Source organism: Streptomyces sp. 796.1 (genome assembly GCF_047525675.1).
In the GTDB taxonomy this organism is placed as follows: domain Bacteria; phylum Actinomycetota; class Actinomycetes; order Streptomycetales; family Streptomycetaceae; genus Streptomyces.
Genome location: NZ_JBLIWA010000046.1, coordinates 75,015 through 98,507, shown reverse-complemented (window position 1 = coordinate 98,507; position 23,493 = coordinate 75,015). Strand labels below are relative to the sequence as shown.

Annotated in this window: 19 protein-coding genes and 1 pseudogene; 9 read left to right on the top strand and 11 right to left on the bottom strand. The window is 72.3% G+C overall.

Annotated features, from left to right (window positions below; genetic code table 11):
* Together ACMA1D_RS27205 and ACMA1D_RS27200 are read left to right on the top strand one after the other, a co-directional pair.
* Window positions 1–769, top strand: a 769-nt coding sequence (locus tag ACMA1D_RS27205) for a hypothetical protein (protein ID WP_414726641.1), incomplete at its 5' end; no start/stop codon positions are given.
* Window positions 770–930: 161 nt separating this feature from the next.
* Complete coding sequence (locus ACMA1D_RS27200; RefSeq protein WP_414726640.1) at window positions 931–1,185, top strand: hypothetical protein; 255 nt, start codon at window positions 931–933, stop codon at window positions 1,183–1,185.
* Window positions 1,186–1,362: 177 nt separating this feature from the next.
* Here the strand turns inward: ACMA1D_RS27200 and ACMA1D_RS27195 are convergent, their stop codons facing one another.
* A complete protein-coding gene (locus tag ACMA1D_RS27195; RefSeq protein WP_414726655.1) occupies window positions 1,363–1,749 on the bottom strand; it encodes a metal-sensitive transcriptional regulator in 387 nt (128 codons plus the stop codon).
* Window positions 1,750–2,069: 320 nt separating this feature from the next.
* Between ACMA1D_RS27195 and ACMA1D_RS27190 the strand changes: the two genes are divergently transcribed.
* Window positions 2,070–2,690 carry a DUF47 domain-containing protein gene (locus ACMA1D_RS27190; protein ID WP_349993760.1) on the top strand — a complete coding sequence of 207 codons (621 nt, stop codon included), beginning with the start codon at window positions 2,070–2,072 and terminating at the stop codon, window positions 2,688–2,690.
* Between the two features lie 6 nt (window positions 2,691–2,696).
* Window positions 2,697–3,695 carry an anion permease gene (locus ACMA1D_RS27185; RefSeq protein WP_414726639.1) on the top strand — a complete coding sequence of 333 codons (999 nt, stop codon included), beginning with the start codon at window positions 2,697–2,699 and terminating at the stop codon, window positions 3,693–3,695.
* Between the two features lie 404 nt (window positions 3,696–4,099).
* On the opposite strand, the gene pstB is transcribed toward ACMA1D_RS27185, so the two are convergent.
* The 4 genes from pstB to pstS all read right to left on the bottom strand — a co-directional run bounded on the left by pstB (window position 4,100) and on the right by pstS (window position 8,381).
* Window positions 4,100–4,876: a phosphate ABC transporter ATP-binding protein PstB gene (gene pstB / locus ACMA1D_RS27180; RefSeq protein WP_349993758.1), complete on the bottom strand. Its 777-nt coding sequence runs from the start codon at window positions 4,874–4,876 to the stop codon at window positions 4,100–4,102.
* Window positions 4,877–4,930: 54 nt separating this feature from the next.
* A complete protein-coding gene (gene pstA, locus ACMA1D_RS27175) occupies window positions 4,931–6,007 on the bottom strand; it encodes a phosphate ABC transporter permease PstA (protein WP_414726638.1) in 1,077 nt (358 codons plus the stop codon).
* Between the two features lie 91 nt (window positions 6,008–6,098).
* Complete coding sequence (gene pstC, locus ACMA1D_RS27170) at window positions 6,099–7,121, bottom strand: phosphate ABC transporter permease subunit PstC (protein ID WP_414726637.1); 1,023 nt, start codon at window positions 7,119–7,121, stop codon at window positions 6,099–6,101.
* 132 nt (window positions 7,122–7,253) lie between these two features.
* Window positions 7,254–8,381, bottom strand: coding sequence for a phosphate ABC transporter substrate-binding protein PstS (gene pstS, locus ACMA1D_RS27165; protein WP_414726636.1), 1,128 nt, complete (start codon window positions 8,379–8,381; stop codon window positions 7,254–7,256).
* Between the two features lie 1,096 nt (window positions 8,382–9,477).
* Here pstS and ACMA1D_RS27160 point away from each other — a divergent pair.
* Window positions 9,478–10,620, top strand: a complete 1,143-nt coding sequence (locus ACMA1D_RS27160; protein WP_414726635.1) for an NlpC/P60 family protein — start codon at window positions 9,478–9,480, stop codon at window positions 10,618–10,620.
* A 556-nt stretch (window positions 10,621–11,176) separates the two neighbouring features.
* The gene (locus ACMA1D_RS27155; protein ID WP_414726634.1) at window positions 11,177–12,493 is read left to right on the top strand and encodes a PP2C family protein-serine/threonine phosphatase; all 1,317 of its coding nucleotides are present in this window, start codon (window positions 11,177–11,179) and stop codon (window positions 12,491–12,493) included.
* 549 nt (window positions 12,494–13,042) lie between these two features.
* Here ACMA1D_RS27155 and ACMA1D_RS27150 read toward each other — a convergent pair.
* From ACMA1D_RS27150 to ACMA1D_RS27140, 3 genes are all read right to left on the bottom strand, one after another.
* Window positions 13,043–13,384 carry a DUF2516 family protein gene (locus ACMA1D_RS27150; protein WP_414726654.1) on the bottom strand — a complete coding sequence of 114 codons (342 nt, stop codon included), beginning with the start codon at window positions 13,382–13,384 and terminating at the stop codon, window positions 13,043–13,045.
* Between the two features lie 228 nt (window positions 13,385–13,612).
* Window positions 13,613–14,452 (bottom strand): hypothetical protein, encoded by an 840-nt coding sequence (locus ACMA1D_RS27145; RefSeq protein WP_414726633.1) that lies wholly within the window; start codon window positions 14,450–14,452, stop codon window positions 13,613–13,615.
* A 296-nt stretch (window positions 14,453–14,748) separates the two neighbouring features.
* On the bottom strand, window positions 14,749–15,501 hold the full coding sequence (locus tag ACMA1D_RS27140) for a helix-turn-helix domain-containing protein (RefSeq protein WP_414726632.1): 753 nt from the start codon (window positions 15,499–15,501) through the stop codon (window positions 14,749–14,751).
* Window positions 15,502–15,761: 260 nt separating this feature from the next.
* On the opposite strand from ACMA1D_RS27140, the gene ACMA1D_RS27135 reads away from it, so the two are divergent.
* Entirely contained in the window at window positions 15,762–17,009 is a 1,248-nt protein-coding gene (locus ACMA1D_RS27135) for a serine hydrolase domain-containing protein (RefSeq protein WP_414726631.1), read from the top strand.
* 209 nt (window positions 17,010–17,218) lie between these two features.
* On the opposite strand, the gene ACMA1D_RS27130 is transcribed toward ACMA1D_RS27135, so the two are convergent.
* The 3 genes from ACMA1D_RS27130 to ACMA1D_RS27120 all read right to left on the bottom strand — a co-directional run bounded on the left by ACMA1D_RS27130 (window position 17,219) and on the right by ACMA1D_RS27120 (window position 20,933).
* Complete coding sequence (locus ACMA1D_RS27130; RefSeq protein WP_414726630.1) at window positions 17,219–18,463, bottom strand: alpha/beta hydrolase; 1,245 nt, start codon at window positions 18,461–18,463, stop codon at window positions 17,219–17,221.
* Window positions 18,464–18,816: 353 nt separating this feature from the next.
* Window positions 18,817–19,488 (bottom strand): response regulator, encoded by a 672-nt coding sequence (locus ACMA1D_RS27125; protein ID WP_414726629.1) that lies wholly within the window; start codon window positions 19,486–19,488, stop codon window positions 18,817–18,819.
* The gene (locus ACMA1D_RS27120) at window positions 19,485–20,933 is read right to left on the bottom strand and encodes a sensor histidine kinase (RefSeq protein WP_414726628.1); all 1,449 of its coding nucleotides are present in this window, start codon (window positions 20,931–20,933) and stop codon (window positions 19,485–19,487) included. Before ACMA1D_RS27120 ends, ACMA1D_RS27125 begins: the two co-directional genes overlap by 4 nt.
* 518 nt (window positions 20,934–21,451) lie before the next feature.
* On the opposite strand from ACMA1D_RS27120, the pseudogene ACMA1D_RS27115 reads away from it, so the two are divergent.
* Together ACMA1D_RS27115 and ACMA1D_RS27110 are read left to right on the top strand one after the other, a co-directional pair.
* A pseudogene (locus ACMA1D_RS27115) lies at window positions 21,452–22,530 on the top strand (MerR family transcriptional regulator).
* Window positions 22,531–22,697: 167 nt separating this feature from the next.
* Window positions 22,698–23,390: an N-acyl homoserine lactonase family protein gene (locus ACMA1D_RS27110; protein ID WP_414726627.1), complete on the top strand. Its 693-nt coding sequence runs from the start codon at window positions 22,698–22,700 to the stop codon at window positions 23,388–23,390.
* The last annotated feature ends 103 nt before the right edge of the window (window positions 23,391–23,493 follow it).

The following is a 23,493-nucleotide window of genomic DNA, read 5'->3' as shown; positions in this document are numbered from 1 at the left end:
GCCCGAACAGGCATCGGACGAGCCCGCCGAGCGCGAGGTCGGCGCCGCGCCGACGGCGCTGCGGGACGCCGCGGGGGCGCTCGCGCAGGCGGGCAGCGCACGGATGCGCACCTCGGTGCAGACCGATGCCGGCGCGACCCGGGTCGCCATCGAGGGCAGCGGCGGCTACGACTTCGCTGCCCGCAGGGGCCGGCTGCGGGTCGTGCCGCCGAGGGACGCGGTGGGTGCGGCGGAGCAGCGGCCGATCATCGAGCTCCTCGCCCCCGCCGAACTGTTGATGTTCAACCGCGGCGCCGGGGTGCCGAGCGACCGCTGGTTGCGCGTCGACAGCACCCGGGTGGCGGACGGCAACCTGGTCAGCGGGGGCGCAACCGATCCACTGGTGGCCGCCCAACTCCTGCGCGGCGCGCGGCAGGTGAGCGTCGTGGGGCGACCGGCCCAGGGCCGCGGCGGGCTCTGGCACTACCGGGGCGTCGCCGATCTGCGCGCCGCCGCCCGGGCCGCCGAACCGTACGCGCGCGGCGTGCTGCGGGCCGCGGCCAGGGGGTTCGCCACCGACGCGGTGCGCTTCGACGCCTTCCTCGACGCCCGGGGCCGGCTGCGCAAGATCCGCCACCGGTTCACCATGACCAACACCGCCGGCGGCCAGCACCGGGAGACCGACGTGGTCTCGACGACCGAGTTGTACGGCTTTGGCGCGCCGATCGCCCTGCACACTCCCAAACCCGCGGATATCTATGCGGGTGCGGTCGACTCGCCGAAGAATTAGTTCCGTGAGGGGGCTTGCCCCATGGAAATGACCCATCCGTGCCATGTGCGCGGTGTGTGCCTGTCCCTACGCTGGATCGCCGGCTACGACGTCGGTGAAGCCGGCCGCGACGTCGGTGGCGTCGCCGACCGCCCGGTCGGCGCTCGAAGGAGGTGACACACATGGTGGCGCGTCAGGGCTCGTCGGTCTCGGACCATGTGGCCCTCGTCGAGATCGACCTCTACGGCGAGTTGATGATCGCGGCGTCGAGCGTGGACGCCGAGCGCATGAGCGCGGCCCACATCGACGCCGTCTTGCGCGTCCATGTGGACCGATCAAATCCCGCCACTTCCGAACCCGCGCCCGAGGCCGCCCGCGACCCCGGGCCCGAGCCCCTTCCCGAGCGTGGCCAGGGGGTCGGTCACCGGCCGCCGTGAGCCGTCCGGCGGCGCGGCTGGCGCGACACGGCCCCCTCCCGGCGGCGCGTACGACGTCACGGCGCGCGGCGACGGACGGGCCGATGCGGGGTGCGGGACCGATGGGCGCCGGCGGTGCGGCGCCCGGACCGTCCGGGGCGCGCGGCGCCCGGGCCGGGCGCCGCGCGGCACGCCGCCCTAGGTGCGCAGCAGTCGGGCGATGGCGGCGGACGCCTCGGCGACCTTGGTGTCCACCTCGTCGCCGCCCCGTACCGCCGCGTCCGCGACGCAGTGCCGCAGGTGCTCTTCGAGCAGTTGCAGTGCGAAGGACTGGAGCGCCTTCGTGCTGGCCGACACCTGGGTGAGGATGTCGATGCAGTACACGTCCTCGTCGACCATCCGTTGCAGGCCACGGATCTGGCCCTCGATCCGGCGCAGCCGCTTCAGGTGCTGGTCCCGCTGCTTGGCGTAGCCGTGCGGGCCGGGCGGGCTGCCGGCCGCGCCGTGCGCCGCCCCCGCTCCGTGGGCCGCGCAGGACGAGGTGGTGTCGCGGGTCTGGTCCCCGGCGTCGTCCGCGCGGGACACTGTGACCTGCGTCGCCGCCGTGACCTCGTCGGTTTCGGCTGAGGTGGCGGCGGGCAGGGCGTCGCTGGGAGCTTGGGGCTGGTCGCCATCGCGGGCGGCCCCGCTGTCGGCTGCCGTCGTCGTCATGGCGTCCTTCCGAACGGGTGAGAGTCGCATATACCCCTACGGGGTACATGGTATCGAATGGCGCTGATGGCGGCCGGGCCCCGTTATAGGCACTCTGCCCGATAGGCGACACTGGTGGAATGCCGGTTAGCCATGGCCGGATGTTGTGCCTAGCATCAACGAGACCGAATCCGCTGCACCCAGAGGATGCCCCAGTGCGCTTTCGTCTGACCCCCAGGGAGACGAGCTTCTACGACATGTTCGCCGCATCTGCGGACAACATCGTGACCGGCTCCAAGCTCCTCATGGAACTGCTCGGGGCGGACTCCTCCGCGCGGGCCGAGATCGCCGAGCGCATGCGGGCGGCGGAGCACGCGGGTGACGATGCGACCCACGCGATCTTCCACCAGCTCAACTCGTCCTTCATCACGCCGTTCGACCGCGAGGACATCTACAGCCTCGCCTCCTCGCTCGACGACATCATGGACTTCATGGAGGAGGCGGTCGACCTGGTCGTCCTCTACCAGGTGGAAGAGCTGCCGAAGGGCGTCGAGCAGCAGATCGAGGTGCTTGCCCGGGCCGCCGAGCTGACCGCCGAGGCCATGCCGAACCTGCGCACCATGACCAACCTCACGGAGTACTGGATCGAGGTCAACCGGCTGGAGAACCAGGCCGACCAGATCCACCGCAAGCTCCTGGCCCATCTGTTCAACGGCAAGTACGACGCGATGGACGTGCTCAAGCTCAAGCAGATCGTCGACGTGCTTGAGGAGGCGGCCGACGCCTTCGAGCACGTCGCCAATACCGTCGAGACCATCGCGGTCAAGGAGTCCTGACCCCCGGTGGACACCTTCGCGCTCGTCGTGACCATCGGGGTCGCGCTCTTTTTCACGTATACGAACGGCTTCCACGACTCCGCCAACGCCATCGCCACCTCGGTGTCCACCCGGGCCCTGACGCCGCGCGCCGCGCTGGCGATGGCCGCGGTGATGAACCTGGCCGGTGCCTTCCTCGGCAGTGGGGTCGCCAAGACCGTCAGTGAAGGGCTCATCGACACGCCCGAGGGCGACAAGGGGATGGGCATCCTCTTCGCCGCGCTGGTCGGGGCGATCGCGTGGAACCTCATCACCTGGTACTTCGGCCTGCCGTCCTCCTCCTCGCATGCCCTGTTCGGCGGCATGGTGGGTGCCGCGTTGGCCGGCGGCATCGATGTCATCTGGTCCGGGGTGATCGAGAAGATCGTCATCCCGATGTTCGTCTCGCCGGTCGTCGGCCTGGTCCTCGGCTATCTGGTGATGGTCGCGATCATGTGGATGTTCCGGAAGGCCAACCCGCACAAGGCCAAGCGCGGCTTCCGCATCGCGCAGACCGTCTCGGCGGCCGGCATGGCCCTCGGCCACGGTCTGCAAGACGCCCAGAAGACCATGGGCATCGTGGTGATGGCGCTGGTCATCGCCGATGTGGAGGACGCCGGCGACCCGATCCCGACCTGGGTGAAGATCGTCTGTGCGCTGATGCTCTCGCTGGGCACGTACGCGGGCGGCTGGCGCATCATGCGTACGCTCGGCCGCCGGATCATCGAGCTCGACCCGCCGCAGGGCTTCGCGGCCGAGACGACCGCGGCCTCCGTGATGTACACCGCGTCGTTCATGTTCCACGCGCCCATCTCCACCACGCACGTGATCACCTCGGGAATCATGGGCGTGGGCGCCACCAAGCGGGTCAACGCGGTCCGCTGGGGCGTGGCCAAGAACATCATCGTGGGCTGGTTCATCACCATGCCCGCCGCGGCGGCGGTGGCCGCCGTGAGCTACTGGATCGTCCAGCTCGCCTTCGGCTGACGCCGCGCCCTGACGGACGCCGCGCCCCCGACCAACGGCGATCCGCCCGCCACGTCTGCTGCGCTGGTGACCGGCGTCCGCCGTGCGTCGCCGTGTCTGCCGCGCCCGCCGCGCGTCGCCGTGCGCTGCCACGTACCCGTACGGCCTGATCCGTGTCGTACGGCTGCCGCATCACATCAGGTCCATCAGGTCCGACAACCGGCCCGTCGTGGGCCGGGCCCCTGCCGTGCGGCGTCGGGCGGGTGCCCCGGTGTGGGGCGGAAGGTGTGGGGATGGGGCGGCCCGCCCCCCGGGAGCCAGGGGGCGGGCCCATCGCCTTGCGGTGGCACCGCCATGCAGCACCGCAAAGCTGCTCTATCTCGGTCCGCCCCGGGGTCGCTGCCCCGGGGCGGGCGTCGGGCTCTTTAGCCGAAGCGGCCGGAGATGTAGTCCTCGGTCGCCTGGACGGACGGGTTGGCGAAGATGCGCTCCGTCTCGTCGATCTCGATGAGCTTGCCGGGCTGGCCTATCGCCGCCAGGTTGAAGAAGGCCGTGCGGTCGGAGACGCGGGCGGCCTGCTGCATGTTGTGCGTCACGATGACGATCGTGAAGCGCTCCTTGAGCTCGCCGATCAGGTCCTCGATGGCGAGGGTGGAGATCGGGTCGAGCGCCGAGCACGGCTCGTCCATCAGCAGCACCTCGGGCTCGACCGCGATGGCGCGGGCGATGCACAGTCGCTGCTGCTGACCGCCGGAGAGGCCGGAGCCGGGCTTGTTGAGCCGGTCCTTGACCTCGTTCCACAGGTTGGCGCCCTTGAGGGAGCGCTCCACGATGTCGTTGAGCTCGCTCTTGCGGTACGAGCCGTTCAGGCGCAGGCCCGCCGCCACGTTCTCGAAGATCGACATGGTGGGGAACGGGTTGGGGCGCTGGAAGACCATGCCGACTGTGCGGCGCACGGAGACCGGGTCGACGCCGGCACCGTAGAGGTTCTCGTCGTCCAGCATCACCTTGCCCTCGACCCGACCGCCGGGGGTGACCTCGTGCATGCGGTTGAGGGTGCGCAGGAAGGTGGACTTGCCGCAGCCGGAGGGGCCGATGAAGGCGGTCACGGAGCGGGGCTCCACGGTCATCGAGATGTCCTCGATGGCCTTGTGCGAGCCGTAGTACGCGGTGAGGCCGCTGACGTCGATGCGCTTGGCCATGTGAATCACTTCTTTTCTACGTCGACCCCGCGGGCGGAGCCGGAATACGGGGCCTCAGCGGCCGGTCTTCGGGGCCTTCCAACGGGCGATGCCGCGAGCGACCAGGTTCAGGATCATGACGAAGGCGATGAGCACCAGGGCCGCGGCCCAGGCGCGGTCGTACGACGCTTCGTTGCCGTTCGCCCACTGCTCGTAGATGTAGAAGGGCAGTGAGGACTGCTCGCCTTCGAACGGGCTGTTGTTGATCGCCGGGTTGCCGAAGACCAGCAGGACGATCGGGGCGGTCTCACCCGCGATGCGCGCGACGGCGAGCATGACGCCGGTGGTGATGCCGCCGATCGAGGTCGGCAGGACCACCTTAAGGATGGTGCGCCACTTGGGCACACCGAGCGCCAGCGATGCCTCGCGCAGCTCGTTCGGTACGAGCTTGAGCATCTCCTCGGTCGAGCGGACGACCACCGGCATCATCAGGATGGCGAGCGCCATCGAGCCGGCGAAGCCCGAGTAACCGAAGTCCAGGATGATGATCCACAGGCTGAGGATGAACAGACCGGCGACGATCGAGGGGATGCCGGTCATGACGTCGACGAAGAAGGTGACGGCCTTCGCGAGCTTGCCGCGGCCGTACTCGACCAGGTAGACGGCGGTCAGCAGACCGATGGGGGCGGCGATCAGGGTGGCGATGCCGACCTGCTCCAGGGTGCCGATGATGGCGTGGTAGATGCCGCCGCCCGGCAGGACGTTCTGGGTGCCCTTCATCGAGTGGCTGAGGAAGGCGCCGTCCAGCACCTTGGTGCCGCGCTTGATGGTCTCGTACATCAGCGAGGCCAGCGGGATGACCGCGAGGATGAAGCAGACCCAGACCAGGCTGGTGGCCAGCCGGTCCTTCGCCTGCCGCTTGCCCTCGACCCGGGCCGTGAGGCCGAAGGTGATGAGGACGAAGAGGAGGGCCGATATCAGGCCCCACTGGATCTTGCTGTCCAGGTCGGCGGCGAGGCCGATGCCGCAGCCGAGCCCGACGGAGAGGACGATCAGCGCGATCGGGGACCAGAACGGCAGCCGCGGCTGGTACAGCCTGGAGGAGCGTGGCGTGCTCGCGTCGGTCACCTTCTGCACGGTGGTGTTGCTCATGCCCCGCACCTTTCGATGATCACTGCGCCCGCACGGCGCGAAGGTGCGGTGGGCTGGTCCGTCTGCGGCCGGTGGGCCGGGATCAGGTGGCTCATGCGTTGGCCCCCGAGTACTCCTTGCGGCGCGCGACGATGAGCCGGGCGGCGCCGTTGACCAGGAGGGTGAGCACGAAGAGCACCAGGCCGGAGGCGATGAGCGCGTCACGGCCGGTGTCGTCGGCCTCCTTGAAGCCGCTCGCGATGTTCTGGGCGATGGTGCCGCCGCCGCCGTCGAGCAGGCTGGTCTGGATGTCGAAGCTGGTGGAGAGCACGGTGGCGACGGCCATCGTCTCGCCGAGCGCGCGGCCGAGGCCGAGCATGGAGGCGCTGATGATGCCGGAGCGGCCGAACGGCAGCACCGACATCCGGATGACCTCCCAGCGGGTCGCGCCGAGCGCGAGCGCCGCCTCCTCGTGCATCTTCGGGGCCTGGAGGAAGACCTCACGGCTGACGCTCGTGATGATCGGCAGGATCATGATCGCGAGCAGGATGCCGATGGTGAACAGCGACCGCGGCGTGCCGTCGTTGTACTCCAGGATGCCGGTCCAGCCGAAGTAGTCGTCGAACCACTTGTACAGCCCCTCCAGGTGCGGAACCAGGAAGAGCGCGCCCCACAGGCCGTAGATGATGCTGGGGACGGCGGCGAGCAGGTCGATCACGTAGCCCAGCGGCGAGGCGATGGCGCGCGGGGCGTAGTGCGAGATGAACAGCGCGATGCCGACGGCCACCGGGACCGCGATGACCATCGCGATGATCGCGCTGATGACCGTGCCGTAGAGCAGGACCGCGATGCCGAAGTTCGGGTCGGGCAGCTCCGCGTTCCACTCGAAGGTGGTGAGGAAGTTGCCCGTGTTCTTGTTGAGCGCCGAGGCGGCCCGGACGGTCAGGAAGACGGCGATGGCGGCCATGACGACCAGCAGCGTGATGCCGGAACCGCGGGAGAGGCCGAGGAAGATCCGGTCGCCGGGGCGGGTGGCCTTGCCCTTGCCGCCCTTGGTCAGGCTGGTCTTGTCCGCCGCGAGCGGCGGCTGCTTCTCAGGTGGTGGGCTGGTGGGGGAGGTGGGTGTTATGTCCATGTGTTTCTCCGGTCTGCGGAGTCCGGGTACGACTCCTGGCGCGGCGGTGCACCGGAAGGCGCGGCTGGCCCCGGCCGGCGCCGCACCCCGGGTGGGGTGCGGGCCGTCCGGTGGGACCAGCCGCGCTCGGGGTTAGGAGAGGGAGGCGACGGTGTCGCGGACCTTGGTGGCGACCTCCGCCGGCAGCGGGGCGAAGCCCAGCTCCTTCAGCGAGCTCTGGCCGGCCTCGCTGGAGGTGTAGCCGAGGAAGGACTTCAGAGCGGTCAGGCTCTTGGGGTCGTTGCCCTTGTCACAGGCGATCTCGTACGTGACCAGGGTGATCGGGTACGCGCCCGCGGCCTTGGTGTCGTAGGCGAGCTTCAGGGCCAGGTCCTTGCCGGTGCCGACGATCTTCGCCTCGGCGATGGCCTTGGAGGCGTTCTCGACGGTGGCCTGGACCGGGGTGCCCGAACCGGTGTCCAGGTCGACGGTCTTGGTGCCGTTGGAGGCGGCGTACGAGAGCTCGTAGTACGAGATCGCACCGTTGACCTGCTTGACCTGCGAGGCGACACCGGAGGAGCCGTCAGCGGAGCCGCCGCCTTCGCCCGCCCACGCCTTGGCCGGCTCGTAGGGCCACGCCTGCGGCGCGGCGGCCTTGAGGTACTTGGTGAAGTTGTCGGTGCTGCCCGAGTCGTCCGAGCGGTGGAACGCCTGGATCTTCAGGTCGGGGAGCTTGACGTCGGGGTTGAGCTTGGCGATCGCTTCGTCGTTCCACTTCTTGATCTTCGAGTCGAAGATCTTCGCGATCGTCTCGGCGTTCAGCGTCAGCTTGTCCACGCCGTCGACGTTGAAGCCGATCGCGATCGGGCCGCCGACCATCGGCAGGTTGATGCCCTGGCCGGACTTGCAGACCTTCTTCGACGTCTCGACCTCTTCGGGCTTCAGCGCCGAGTCGGAACCGGCGAACTGGGTCTTGCCCTGGAGGAACTCCTGGATGCCAGCGCCCGAGCCGGTGCCCTTGTAGTTGACGCTGATGTCCTTGCACTCGCTGCCGAAGTTCTTGACCCACAGGTCCATGGCGTCGCGCTGCGCGGACGAGCCGGAGGCGAGCAGCTTGCCGTCGCCCTCGCACTTGATCGAACCGGCAACCGGCTTCTTGGTGTCGCCGCCGTTCGAGTCGCTGTTGTCGTCCGAGCCGCACGCTGTGAGGACCAGAGCACCGGACACGGCGAGAGCACCGGCGGCAATGGCGCGAAGCCGGTTCTTGCGCTGAAGCTTCACTTTCGGGAGTTCCTTCCAGGAGCCGCCGGTGGGGACGGCGTGCGAAGAGGTTCGAGGTTCGTAGCAGGACTGTGTGAGTAACTGCTGCGTGCGGCGCGCATTGGTGGGTGCGTCGCGCACCGTGTAAGGCCGAAATTAGGCAGATCAGGTGAAGCCGCTGAAGGGCGTGAGTGAACGGAGGGTGAACCTCACCCGTCAGTGTGGTGGCCTACCCCGGGGTGCTGATGTCGGCGGTGGTTCAGCGGTGCTGAGCTGGCCCTTTGCTGGTGTGGGGGTGGCCGTGGGGCGGTGCGGCGCTAGTGGTGCGCTGGGGCTTGAGTGACTACGCGTACGGCGTGGGGTTTCAGGGATGCGCGGGTTGGTTGGGCTCTAAATGGCCTAAGTGATGTGTGTGGTCCGTGTGAAAACTGAGGGCCGTCGGTTGGGTGGGGGTCGTGTGGGGGACGGCGGGCGCAGGACGGAGCGTGCTCGTCCACAGCCCTGTCGCTCGCGGCCGTGGCGTGGCACGATCCGGCGTTACGTGGCAGTAGGTCCGCAAAGTGCTGCGGCGCGGGGCCGGCCGGTGCGGGGCTGCGGGTGGCTTCGGCACGGGGCTGTGGTGGGGCCTTGGCGCGGGGCTGTGGCGCGGCTGCGACGGGGGCTTCGCTGCGGCAGGTCGGGGGGGCGAGCGCCGTGCTCGGGGCGGGGCCGGGGCTTGGCCCTGGTGCTTTCGGGCCGTACCACCGCGGTAGTCGCGGGGCGCGGGTCGGGCGCAGAGAGGGCCGACTGCAAGGAACGCCGAGCACGCAGGGCGCGTCAGAGCAGGTGGGAGGCGTGGGGCGGGCGGGGCGCGGTAGGCACGTACAGACGCGTACGTACGACACGCACGGCGGCAGGCGGAGCGCGTAGGGCGGCAGGCGAGGCGCACAGCGCGGGCGGAGCAGGTGGGACGGACAGGGCAGGACGGGCGCGGCAGGTAGAGCGGGCAGGGCGCAGGGCAGGGCGTGCGGAGAACACCCAGATGGACCCGGAGAACGCAGGAGAGGGAGGTCGGTCGGTGCGACGGGGACGAGAGAGGGGCGGGCGGGGCGACGGCGGGGGCCGCGGGCGCGGCGTCGTGGCGGCCACGGCCCTGGTCTGTGCGCTGGCCGGCGTGGCGGTCACCCCCGGGGTGGCGCTGGCCGCCCCCGACCGGCCGAAGCCGGCGAAGCCGCGGAGCGCGGCGGAGCTCGCGGAGGTCCACCGCCGGGTGGAGGCGCTGTATCAGGAGGCGGAGCGCGCCACCGAGGCGTACAACCTGGCGGCGGAGCGGCAGCGCACCCAGCAGAAGCAGCTCGACCGCATCGCCACCTCGGTCTCCGCGGCGAAGCGGGAGATGGCCGCGCTGCGCCGGCAGGCCGGGGCGATGGCCCGGGCGCAGTACCGCAACGGCGGGCTGCCGCCCGAGGCGCACGTGCTCCTCAACGCGGACCCGGAGGCGTTCTTGGACGGGGTGGCGCTGGCCCGCAAGGGGCAGCACGCCACCAAGGGCGTCCTCGGCAGTCTGGCCCGCACCCAGGCGGACCTGGACCGGTACGCCAAGGACGCGACGGCCAAGTGGACGCGCCTGGAGCAGACCCGCACCCAGAAGGACGCCGCGCGCAAGGACGTGCAGGCCAAGCTGAAGGCGGCCAAGAAGCTGGAGTCGCAGCTCGCCGCCGAGGAGCGGGAGCGGCTGCGCAAGCTGGAGGCGGAGAAGGCGGCCAAGGCGCAGCAGGCGTGGTTGCGCTCGCGCGCCGCGCAGGACGTCAAGGACATAGGGGACGGGAAGGGCGCCGCGGGCGCGCAGGACGGCGTGGGCGCCGGTCGGGACGGCGGGGCGAACTGGCAGGGCGCCGACGGCGTCGAGAGCGAGACGTCCCCGGCTGCGAAGCGGGCGATCGCCTTCGCCACCGGCCAGATCGGCAAGGCGTACGAGTGGGGCGCCGAGGGCCCCGACACCTTCGACTGCTCGGGTCTGACGCTGCGCGCCTGGGAGGCGGCCGGACGGTCGATCCCGCGCACCTCGCAGGAGCAGTGGCGGCAACTGACCCGGGTGGACCTGAAGGACCTGCGCCCGGGCGACCTGATCATCTACCACAAGGACGCCAGCCACGTCGGGATGTATGTGGGCAACGGCACCATCGTCCACGCCCCGCGCCCTGGCCGGAATGTGACGCTCGCGGGCGCCGGCTCCATGGAGATCCTCGGCGTGGTCCGCCCCGACGCCCCGAAGGAGTAGCGCGCCGCCCGGCCGCGGCCGACCGTGCTGGTACGGGCGGAGCCTCGGGTGGTACGCGGCGCGCGCCCGGCCGGTCGCGGGCCGGGGCGGTGCGGCGCGGGCCCGGCGGGGTCACGGCCGTGCCCGGTGCGCGGCCCGCGTGCCGGGCGGGCCCGGGCTCCGGCTTGGCGCGTACCCGCTGCGCGGCCGGCCCGCCCATACCCGTACGGCCATGGCATATGCCCCTGGCCAGCGGGTCGGGTGGCATTCCACTCCACGGCCCGGGTTCGCTAGGGTCGGCTGGCAGTAACCGGCGGGACACCGGGCCCATCGCCCAGCGACACGGGGCCGCTCGCCGGTGCGGACGGCACCACGTCGTCCGTGGCCCGACCGCCTGTCTGCCGCAGGCCGCTCCGCGCGGCCGGCGGGGCCTGGCGAGCGGGCCACCGGCCCCTCCGCACCATGGGCTGGTCGCAGCACGTGCCGTGCGTCACGGCCAGCGGTCGTGGCGGGCGGCGCGACGCCGCGGCCATGGGCGGGCCGTTCTGCGCCTCGGGGGAGACAAGGAAATGGAGCGATGCCCGTACCGGCACCCGCACCCGTGCCGCGCCAGCGAGAGGCATCGGCTGCCGCGTTATCCGTACCGTCAGGCCCGCTTCCGGAGGCCGGGATCAGCCTGTTGGTGATCGAGAACGACCCTTCGGGGGCGCTCACGATGCCCGAGCTGACGGACGCCGACGGCAAGCCGGTGCGGGTCAGGTCCGCCCGCAACCTGACCGAGGCGCAGCGGCTGCTCACCGACGAGGCCCAGTGCATCGTCCTGGACCTGGCGCTGCCGCGGCCCACCGACGACGACGAGGGCGCGGGCGCCGGCCGCCCGGACGCCGACGGCGATGACGCGCTGGCGACGCTGCGCGAGGTGCTGCGCATGGCCCCCGGGCACGCGGTGCTCGCGCTGACCGCCGAGGGGGACGCGGAGCGCGCGGCCGAGGCGGTCCGGGTCGGCGCCCAGGACTACCTCTTCCGCGACGAGCTCGACGACCGGGTGCTCAGCCGCGCCGTGCGGTACGCGGTGGAGCGCAAGCGCGCCGACCGCGCCCGCCGGCTGCTCACCGAGTCGCGGCTGCGCGCCCGGGAGAACGCCCGTCTGGAGCGCGGGCTGCTGCCCACCCCGCTGCTCGACGGCTCCGACCTGCGCTTCGCCGCCTGCTACCGGCCCGGCCGCAGCCGGGCACTGCTCGGCGGCGACTTCTACGACACGGTGCGCACCCCCGACGGCGTGGTGCACGCCATGATCGGCGACGTCTGCGGCCACGGCCCGGACGAGGCCGCGCTCGGCGTCGAGCTGCGCATCGCCTGGCGGGCGCTGACGTTGGCCGGGCTGAGCGGCGAGGCGCTGTTGAGCACCCTCCAGGAGGTGCTGGAGCACGAGCGCGACGACGACGAGATCTTCGCGACGCTGTGCACGGCGGACATCGCCCCCGACGGCCGCAGCGCCGGCCTGTTCCTGGCCGGCCACCCCGCTCCGCTGCTCGCCCGCCCCGGCCAGCCGCCGACCCTGCTGCCGTACGAGGACGGCGGCCCCGCCCTCGGCCTGCTCCCCGGAGCCCGCTGGCCCTGCCGGACGGTGGAGCTCGGCGCGGAGTGGAGCCTGCTGATGTACACCGACGGCTTGATCGAGGGCCACGTCGGCACGGGCTCGGACCGGCTGGGCGAGGAGGGCATGGTCGAACTCATCGGCTCCCTCCTCGCGGCCGGCCTCTGCGGCGAGAAGCTGCTGGACACGGCCGTCATGCGGGTGCGCGAACTCAACGGCGGCGAGCTGACGGACGACGTGGCCGTCCTCCTCCTGGGCAGCGCGGACCCGACCCGTCCGGTTGATCCGTCCGGTTGACCTGACCTAGCGGCCCGGGCCGTACGGGGGTGCGGTGCTGGGTGCCGCTGGCCGGGGCGGGTCGCCCTTTCGGCGGGCGCGGCAGGGGCGTACGGGCGTGGCGGGCGGTACGGGACGCGGCGCGCGCGTGCGGGCGGGCGGTGCGGGTACGCGCGCGAGGCGGCGGGGGTAGGGGCCGGGTCGTACGCGTACGAGGGCGAGCGCGGGCGCGTGGGGCGGAGGCGGGTCCGGCCGTGGGCGCGCGGGGCGCAGGCCCGGACGGGGGTCGGGGCGACGGGCCCGGTGTGGGCGGGGCGGTGGCGGCCGGACGCCCTGTGCGGCAGGTGCGGCAGGTGCGGCAGGTGGGACGGGTTGGCGGTGGCCGGCGGGAAGGCGGGGCGGGAGCGGCAGGGGGGGGCCGGTGGGTGGCCGGTGGGGCGGCGCGGGGCGGGGTCCCGGCAGCCCTCGGTCGGCCTGGTCGGCCCGCTGGTCAGTCCAGCAGCCGGTCGGCCGGTTGACCGGTCCGCGCACGCGGGTGCGGGGAGACCGGTCGGAAGGGGGGCGCGGGGGTCAGCGGCCGTTGAACGGACCGTACGGCCCGTCGGAGCTTGAGCCGCCGCGGCGGCCACCCCCACGGCCGCCGGAGACCTGCCGGATCGCCGGCCGGGCGTCCACCATGTACACGATCGTCGCGATGAGCCCGATGATCGGGATGAAGGACATCACCGACAGGAACAGGTTGGCCGCCGTCGCGATGCCCAGCAGGATCAGCCAGAAGGGCTTGGTCTGCTTGTCCGCGGCCCGGTACGCGTCCTCGCGGCGGATCGCCGCGTCGATGAAGGCGAACAGGCTGAAGAGCAGCAGGCCCCAGGAGACCCAGAACATCAGCTCGTTGAATCCCTGCACTAGCACGTCATCCACCGCCTGAGATGTAGTGATCGACCGTCGCGTCCGTCGGGCGTGTCAGCGGCAACGGTACCCGTACGGCGGAACGGGCACGTGGTGCACGCCCGGCCTGCTGCCAGACCGTTGTCACGACCTGCCGAACCGATCCGCCGCGCGGCCCGGCGGGCGCCGGTCCCGGGCCGGGGCCCGCGCCCGGACCGGCTGCTCCGCCGATTCGCCTACTCCACGGCCCGCCTACTCCGCGGACTTGGGCGCGTCCTGCTCCGGCGCCGGCTGCCCTGCCGTGGTCTCGCCGGTCACGGTCTCGCCGGCCGTGGCCGAGCCGGAGGCGGCCTGCTCCGTGGTGGCCTTGCTGGTCACGGGCTTGTCCGCGGCGGCCTCGGCCGCGCCGGGCGTGGCGGGCGCGGGGGTGGCCGGCGTGGCGGACCCGCCGGTGGGGGCGGCTGCGCCGGCCGGGCGGGCCACGGGGCGCGGCGTGGTGCCGGCCTTGCGGACGGGCCGGACGCCATTGGTCGAAGCAGAGGAAGCAGAGGAAGCGGAGACGGGCGGGGTGGCGATGCGGTGCGTGGGGCGGGTGCGGCGCGGGCTGGTGTCGCGGGCCGTGGCCACGCCGGGCGCCTCGATGGCCTCGGCCGTGGCGTCGGCGGGACCGTCGGTGTCGGTCGCGTCGTCGGCGTTGTCGCCGCGCCAGTTCTGGACTGCGCCCCGACCGCGTTCGGCCAGCTCGTCGTAGGTGTCACGGGCCCGTACCGCGTACTCGGCGACCCGCCCCACCCCCTGCAACGTGAGGTCCTGCGCCGTCTCGCGGAGCTTCTTGATGTCCGTGTCGAGGCTGCCGAACAACTCGGTCAGCTTGGCCTGGGTCTGCTGCGCCTGCTGGGTGACCCGCTGCTGGACGGCCTTCGGATCGGTCTCTCGTACGGCTGCGATGCGCTCGGGGGTCTCGGCGACGAGCCGGTCGATGAGCGCCGGCGCCTCCTTCAACTTCTCCGCCGCGAGGTCGGCGGCGCCGGCCACCACGTAGAAGGGGGTCGGGTCGGTGATGCGCTTGCGGAGATCTTCGGTGATGGCCATGACGAGTGTCCTCCCTGATCGGCCAGTGCGTACGGCGCTGTCACGCGCTCCGCCACTGGTCTCTGCCCTGGTGCTGCTGGCTCTGGTGGGGTTTGTCGTGGGGTGGGGTGTGTCGTGGGGTGGTTTTCGGGGTGCGGCGGTTGGCTCGGGGTGGTGCGGAAGGTGTGGGTGGTCGCTGGCTGGGCCCGGCGCGTCGGCGCGTCCCGGCCGTGGGGGCCGGGGCCGGGGGTGCGCCGCTCAGCCGTGGGCGTCGTCGTCCGGCGTCGACGCGGGCCCGCCGTCTGCTGCGCCCGCCGCTACTGCGCGTCGTGGGAGCCGCGGGCCCCCGACGCGTCGGCGTCGCGGCTCGCGCCGGCGTCGCCATGCGCCGGTGGGGCTGGTCTCGGCGGCCCCGCCGCGGCATCCGCGGAGGCGTCGTACGGGGCCGGGTCGGGCGCCCGGTTGCCGTCACCGGCCGCGGTCGGGCCGGGGCCTGCGCCCGGGTCGGAAGGCGGATCCACACGGGGCTGGGGGCCACGGTCGGTGGCGCCGGCTATGCCCCCACCGGGCGCGACGTCCGGCGTGCGGCCGGGGGCGGGTGCGGCGTACGGGGCGGCGGGCGGCGCTGCTCCACCGGCCGGCGCTCCACCGCCAGCCGCGGCGGCGGAGCCCTCGTACCCCGCGGGCCGGCCGGGGCCCGAGGCGGCGGTCGGCTGCTCGGGGCCGATGCCGTTCTCCTTGCGGAAGGACTCGTAGATCTGGAGCAGTACCTGCTTCTGCCGCTCGGTCAGCGTCGGGTCGGTCAGGATCGCGCTGGTGACCTCGGCCTCGGCCCGATCCCGCGCATCGAGGATGCCGGCCTGCACGTACAGCGTCTCGGCCGAGATCCGCAGCGCCTTGGCCAACTGCTGCAAGATCTCGGCGCTCGGCTTGCGCAGCCCGCGCTCGATCTGACTCAGGTACGGATTGGACACCCCGGCGGCGTCCGCGAGCTGCCGCAGGGAGAGCTGCGCGGTACGCCGCTGCTCCCGCAGGAACTCGCCGAGGTTGCCGACGTTCAGTGCTGCCATGCCTGCGATGCTGCCTCGCCTTGCTAACTTTTGCAAGCGAGGTGCTTGCAGGAGTGGGGCGGGGCGGGGCTTCGTGAGCCGAAGCAGGACAGGTGCCCCCCCGGCGCGCCCCCTGTCACCGGAAGCGCGAGCGGTCTTCCGGAGCGTTGTTCCGTCCGGCCTGCTGGCGCTGCGAAGCGCACGCCCCTAGGTCGTTTCCCCGACCTGTTTCCGGGCGTTTCCCGATGGTATGGGGGGCGACCGCTTGGTGAGCTGTTCCCATGAGAGATCAGAAAACGTCTCGTCGTCTACTCGTCGCTGTTGCCGTTGCGGTCGTCGTCGCCGTTGGTCTGGGGGCGCTTGCCGTCACCGCCGCTTCGACCGACTCGCCGGACCGGTCCGCGTCCCGATTACGCCCGACGGACCAGGCCCACGCGCCGACGCAGGCCGTGCTGGACGAGATCGTCGCGCAGGGCACCCCCGGCGTCATCGCCCAGGTGCGGGACGCGCACGGGGTGTGGAACGGTCGGGCCGGGGTCGGGGACCGGGGCTCCGGGCGGGCGCGGAGCCCTCACGACAGGTTCCGGATCGCCAGTGTGACCAAGACCTTCACCGCCACGGTGCTGCTCAAGCTGGAAGCGGAGGGGAAGCTGTCGTTGGACGACAGCGTGGCTCGGTGGCTGCCCGGGGTGGTGCGCGGCAAGGGGTACCGGCCGGGGAAGATCACCCTGCGGCATTTGCTCAACCACACGAGCGGCATCTTCGACTACAACATGGACGAGGGCTTCCGCGCCCGTTACGCGGGGGACGAGTTCGACCGCAATCGCCACGTCAGGTGGTCCCCGCGGGAGCTGGTGGACATCGCGCTCGCCCACCCGCCCAACTTCCAGCCGGAACAGGGCAGTAGGCCCGGCAAGCCCGGCAGGTGGGACTACTCCGACACCAACTACATCCTCGCCGGCATGGTCATCGAACGGGCCACCGGCTCCACCTACGCACGGGCCGTCGAGCGCCGCATCATCAAGCCGCTCGGCCTGCGTGGCACGAACGTCCCCGGCCACTCGCCCAAGCTGCCCGCACCGCACGCGACGCACTACTCCACCCTGTTCGAGGACGGGCCCCAGGCCAAGGAGCGCGACGTCACCGAGTTCAGCCCCACGGTGGCCTTCTCCGCCGGGCAACTGATCTCGACCACCGGAGACGTGAACACCTTCCTGTCCAAGCTGTTGGCCGGGGAGCTGCTGCCGCCCGCCCAGCAACGGCAACTGCTGGACGCGGTCCCCGTCGACGGGGACAAGGGGCACGGCGGTCCGGACGACGTCTACGGCCTCGGCATCCGGCACTTCCAGCTCAAGGAGGGCTGTTGGGCGTGGGGCCACGGCGGCATGATCCCCGGCTCCGCGACCCGGACACTCGCCTCGGCCGACGGCCGGCACGTCATGACCATCAACCGCAACGGCGACTGGGGCGAGCAGAAACTGGAGGACGCGGCCGTCGAGGCTGAGTTCTGTGCCGATGACGCCCGCTGAATGCTGATGCCGATACGCAGGCGCGGGTGGGGGCGAGCGCAGCGCCGATTCGGTGACTGCCGCCGTGCTTCGTGGTTCCGGATCATCCGCATCTCGGCGCCCCCCGGACCTGGCGCCCGCCCCGGACCCGGTGCCCCCGGACCCGGCGCCTCCCGGCGGCCTCCGACAACGAGGCGCCCCACGCCGCCCCGCCCCACCCCACCCCAGGATCAGCGCGCTCCCTCCGTCAGGAAGTCCAGCAGGATCTGACGGCTGGTCTGGGCGGTGAGACTGCCGTACGCGTCGTCGAAGGCGTGCTCGGCGAAGGGGAGTTCCTCGACCTTGGCCCTGACGCCCTGCTCCTTGAGCGCGTCGCCGAAGTCGTGGATGGACTCGGGGCGGGCGCTGCGGTCGCGGTCGCCGACCACGAGCAGGGTGCGGGGCAGGCCGGGGCGGATGTCGGCGGTCGGGGACACCTCGCGGTAGCGGTCCGGGTACTGCTCGGGCGTGCCGCCGGTGAACAGTTCCGCCGCGTTGCGGGTGCCGGCCACGTCCTCCTTCCACATCCGCGTGACGTCGGTGCCCGGGTAGAAACCGACCACGGCGGACGGGGGCTTCGGGGCGCTGCCGTCGGGGGCCTTGATGGCGCCGTTGTGCAGGCGGTACGCGGCGTTCATCGCCAGCGTGCCGCCTGCCGACATGCCGCCGAGCGCGATCCGCGCGTCGTCGACCCCGTACGCGTCGGCGTTCTGTTGCACCCAGCCCAGTGCGGAGACCAGGTCCTGCGGGGCCTTGTCCCAGGTGGGGCGGTCGGGGGTGGCCAGCCGGTAGTCGACGGCGAAGACCGCGACGCCGTGGTCGGCGAGCCAGCGGCCGGTGCCGCGCAGGTCGCTCTTGTCGAAGGTGTGGAAGCCGCCGGAGTGGGCGAGCACGACCGCCGGGGTCTTCTCGTCCGGGGCCCTCTCCGGCAGGTACGCGTCCACGCGCAGCGGCTCGCCCCCGGGGCGGGCGTACGTCTTCGTCGCGTCCGGCTTCGCCGCCGGGTAGCCGAGTTCGGTGAACACCTGGCCGAGGGAGACGTCCACGCCGGCCTCGTACGCGGCCCGGAACTGGATGCCGCCGATGGTCAGCGCCCCCAGCGCGCCCAGCGACGTGATGATGGTGACCGTACGGCCCCAGTGCACCAGCCCGGCCCGCCAGGCCAGCACGGCGAGCACGGTCCCCACCAGCGCGACCGCGGCGATGTGGAACGGGTACTGCCCGCCGAGCACCGGCCCGATCACCCCCGCCTTGGGAACGGCCGGGACGTACGCGCCCAGGACGATCGCGAGGACCAGGAACGCGAGGAGGGAGGCCAGAACGGCGGATGCGACCCGCAGAACGCGGACCAGTCTGCCGCGTACCGGTGTGCCGCGTACCGGTCCGCCGCGTACCGGCACTGCGGGCGGTGTGGTGGGGCCGGTGTGGGTGGTCATGGCTGTGCTCCTGCGGTGGTGCGGGGGGCGGGGTTTCGCCGCCTACGAGGCGTGTCGTGAGCCGTGACCGCCGGCCGCCAGGGCCGCGCGATCGGCGTGCTGACCGGCGATTCCGACGCACACGAGACGAGCCCGACTCACACAAGAAAGGTAGGAATCGGACACCCGTGCCGGCCTCCCGCTGCGGAGCCAACCCGCGGCGTGGCTCTCAGGTAGGGGGGAGAGGGGAGAGGGCCCGGGCCCGGGCAGACCCGGGAAGCGTCAGCAATGCCCGGGAGCGCCGCGCGTCCCGCATGACCAGTGAAGTCACGGACCCGTACGGCCCCAGACCCGGACGGCCCCAACGCGTTCGGTCACAGATGGGTGCGGCCGGGGGCCACCAGTCCCGTTTCGTACGCGAAGACCGCTGCCTGCGTACGGTCCCGCAACTGGAGCTTGTGGAGAATGCTGCCCATATGGGTCTTGACGGTCTGCTCGGCGACGAGTTCGCGGGCGATCTCCGCGTTGGACAGGCCCCGGGCGACGAGGGTCAGCACCTCGGTCTCGCGGTTGGTGAGTTCGTCGATCCGCACCTGGGTGGGGGCCTTCGGTGAGCTGCTCAGCCGGGAGAACTCCGTGATGAGCCGCTTGGTGATCTCCGGGGACAGCAGGGCGTCGCCGGCGGCCACGGTGCTTACGGCCTCGGCGAGTTGGACCCCGGAGGCGTCCTTGAGGAGGAAGCCGCTGGCGCCGGCGCGCAGTGCCTCGTACACGTACTCGTCGAGGTCGAAGGTGGTCAGGACCAGGATCTTGGTGGGCAGGTCGGGCTGTCGGGTGATCTGGCGGGTGGCCTCGATGCCGTCGAGGCCCGGCATCCGGATGTCCATGACGATCACGTCGGGGCGCAGTTCGCCGGCCGCTGCCACGGCCTCCCGGCCGTCCACGGCGGTCGTGACCACGTCGATGTCGGGCTGGGCGCCCAGCAGTACCGAGAACGCTTCGCGGACCATCGCCTGGTCGTCGGCGATCACCACTCGGATCGTCATGCGGGCTCTTCCTCGTCTGGCTGGCGGGTGGCGGGGGTGGCAGTGGGGGTGACGGGGGCTGGCGTGGTCGGGGCTGACGGTACCGCCGGGGCCGTTGGACCTGCTGGGGGCTTCGGCGCTTTCGGGGCCTTCGGATCGCTCGGGGCGGCGGGCGCCGGCAGGAGGGCCGTGACCTCGAAGCCGCCGTCCGGCGTGGGCGCGGCGGAGAGTTCGCCGCCGAGCATCGCGGCGCGTTCGCGCATGCCCAGGAGGCCGTGCCCGGCGCCCGGCGACGGCTGGTCGGGCTGCTGCCCGGGGCCGTTGCGTACCCGCAGGTGAAGCGCGGTACAGGTGTAGTTGAGCTCGACGCGGGTGCGGGCGCCGGGGGCGTGCCGCAGGGTGTTGCTGAGCGCCTCCTGGACGATCCGGTACGCGGAGAGCTCCACGCCCTCGGGCAGCGGGCGGCGGGTCCCCGAGGTCGTCGCCGTCACGTCGAGCCCGGCCCTGCGCACGCCGGTGAGCAGGTCGTCGAGCCGTTCCAGGGTGGGCTGCGGGGCCTCGGGGCCGGCACCGGCGGGGCGGTCCTCGGAGCGCAGCACGCCGAGCAGGCGGCGCAGTTCGGTCAGCCCCTCCAGGGCGCCCGCGCGGATGTCGGCCAGCGCCGCGACCAGCTCGGGCGGCGGGTCCGCGACCCGGTAAGGGGCGGCGTCGGCCTGGATGGAGATGACGGACATGTGGTGGGCGACCACGTCGTGCAACTCGCGGGCGATGCGGGCGCGTTCCTGGAGGACGGTGCGGTGGGCCCGCTCCTGCGCGAGGGTGGCCTCCTGCTCCGCGAGCCGGCTGCGGACCTCCCGGACCTGGCGCACCCCGGCCGCGGCGGCCACGACCAGGGCGAACTCCGCCAGCACGATCACCACGAAGCGCCAGGGCCACGCGCCGCCGCCCGCCAGTTGCAGCCCGAGCAGCAGGGCGGTGCTCAGCAGCACGGTCTCGTACGCCACCCGTGGCCGGTTGCGCAGCGCGAGCAGGAACAGCAGCCCGGCGTGCACGGACCACGCCCACCCCTCGTACGGGCCGAAGGACGCGCGGAGCGAGAACACCGGCAGCATCACGAGCGACAGCCACCAGGCCGGCACCGGCCAGCGCAGCGCCACCACGAGCAGCGCCGCGTGGGCCATCCCGACGCCCCGCGCCGCGATGTCCTCGGTGCCGGGGCCCGCCGCGAACGCCGCCACCGCGGCGACGGCGAGGTGCGGCAGCCACCGCAGCGGCTTCGGCCCCGTCATGGGCGGCATGGGCTGCGGGTCCAGGGCGAACAGGTCCTCCCGTACGGTGCGGAGCGCTCGGCCGCTGGGCGCGCCGGTGCGGGGTGTTCCGCCGCTGGGCACCCTGCCGCTGGGCGCCGCGTGCGCCGTCTCCTTCTCGGCGCTGTCCATGTGGTCAGTATTGTCCAGATTGTTCATGGGGTGGCTCCCCGACGGTCGTGGGAGCCCGGTCGTGTGGTGGTCACTGACGCTGGCCTTGCGGGTGGGTTTCGCGGCTTGCGGGTGGGTTTCTCGGCGGGCCTTCCGCCGGGTTTCCCGGTGGGTCCGCGTCGGGCTTCCCGCTAAGCCTCCCGCTGGGGCGCGTCGGGGACGCGGCCCGCCGGCCAACCGGGGCGGTCCGGGGCAGCCCGCATCGCCGCGTCAGCCCGTACCGGCCCGCGAGCCGCCCCTCGGGCTCTTCTCCGCAGCCGAAGCTACCGACCGGAAGCGCTGGTCGCCTCATGCTGGGGAGCCGTCTTCGATCTGGCTCTCAGGTAGGGGGTCGCCGGTTCGACGTCACCGCGGGGTGGCTGGGGGCGCCGGCCGGCGACGCGAGGGGCGCGGACGGGTGCGACCCTGCCGCCGGCCTCACCATCGGCGGCGGTTGACCTTCACCCTGGGGCAGCCCACAGCATCGGTGAGGCCGGGCGGCGCGCCCGGCACGAGGAGGGATGGGCATGGAGTTGCTGACCATCGGGACGTTCGCGAAGGCGTCCCGACTGTCGCCGAAGGCGCTGCGGCTGTACGACGAACTCGGGCTGCTGACCCCCGCCCACGTCGACCCGGTGACGGGCTACCGCCATTACGCCCCGGACCAACTGGAGCAGGCGCGGCTGGTCGCCTGGCTCCGGCGGCTCGGCATGCCCCTCGCCCGCATCCAGCAGGTCTGCACGTTGGAGGCGGGGCGGGCGGCTGAGGAGGTCCGGGCGTTCTGGGCCCGGGTCGAAGCCGACACCGCCGCACGGCGGGACGTGGCCGCATTCCTCGTCGACCACCTCTCCAGGAAGGACCCACCATGTCCTCGACCACCGAGCCGCTCGACCTCCGGTACGCCGCCCTGTCCGACACCGGTCTCGTCCGCGAGAGCAACCAGGACACCGTCTACGCGGGGTCCCGCCTGCTGGCCGTCGCCGACGGCTACGGCAGCGGGGGCGCCCCCGCGAGCGCCGCCGCCGTCGACGCGCTCAAGGGCCTGGAGTCCGACGGCGTCCCGGCGGGCCAACTCCTCAATGTCCTCGATGACGCGGTCGACCAGGCCAGACGGGCTGTGCACGGGGTCTGCGGCGCAGGCCCTGCCGCCGCCGAGGCGGGGACCACGCTCACCGCGATGCTGTGGACCGGTTCGCAGCTCGCCCTCGTCCACATCGGTGACTCCCGCGTCTATCTCCTGCGGGACGGCGAGTTGTTCCAGATCACGCACGACCACACCATGGTGCAGTCGATGGTCGACGAAGGACGTCTCAGTCTGGCCGAGGCCGCCTCCCACCCGCAGCGCTCCCTGCTGGTACGGGCCCTGGGGCGAGGAGCCGATGCCACCCCCGACATGCGTCTGCACGACGCCCGGCGGGGCGACCGGTACCTGCTCTGCTCCGACGGCCTGTCCGCCGTCGTGCCGCCCGAGGAGATCCGCCGTGTGCTCTGCGGCCCCTGCGAGCCCGAGCGGGCGGTCCGCGAACTCGTCGCGCTGGCCAACGGCTGCGGCGGCCCCGACAACGTCAGTTGTGTGGTCGCCGACGTCTGCGCCCCCGAGTCCTGATCCCACAGCCCCGCACGAGCGGGATGCCCCACCCCCGGCAGCCGCGCGGTGCCCCGGGAGCTGGTGGTCGCCGGTCAGTGGTTGGCCCGTGGCGAACATCTGTGGGCCGCGGGCGCAGGGGTGCCAAGGTCCTTCTACGGGACGAGGGACGAGGGGTGAGGAACGGTATGGACGTGCGGCGGCTTGATCTCGGGTATTTCGTTCGGCCGGCCGTGGAAGTCGGGGGCGAGGAGCCGCGAGTGGAGGCCGTGCTGGGTTATCTAGTGCGGCATCCGCGGGGCGTGGTGCTCTTCGATACGGGGATGGGGGCGGCCACGCCGGATACCGAGGCGCATTACCGGCCGCGGCGGCGGGGGCTGGTGGAGGCGCTTTCCGGGGCGGGCATCGGGCTCGATGACGTGGCCCTGGTGGTCAATTGCCATCTGCATTTCGATCACTGTGGGGGGAATCCACTGCTGGCCGGAAAGCCCGTTCTGGTGCAGGACGTGGAATTGGCCGCGGCCCGGCAGGACGGGTACACCTTTCCGGAACTCGTGGACTTTCCCGGTGCCGCGTACGAGGAAATCACCGGGGAGGTGGAGGTGTGGCCGGGGATGTGGGTGATCCCCACGCCCGGGCACACCCCGGGGCACCAGTCGTTGGTGGTGCGGCAGGGGGACGGGGCGGTGGTGGTGCTCGCCGGGCAGGCGTATGACAGCGCTTCGCAGTTCGCGGCCGGGGAGTTGGCGCGACGGGCGGCGCTGGACGGTGTGGAGCAGCCGCTTCCGGCGTATCGGTCGTGGCTGGATCGGGTCGCCGACTTCGATCCGCGGCGGGTGCTCTTCGCCCATGACGCTTCTGTGTGGGAGCCGGCGCGGTAGGGGCGGGCCGGGGGCCGGCGGGTGGCGAAAACCAGTTGCCCGGCGGCGTGGGGCTGGCTGCAATGACCGGCAAGGGTGACCCAGGTGCGTCCGCCACGGTGGG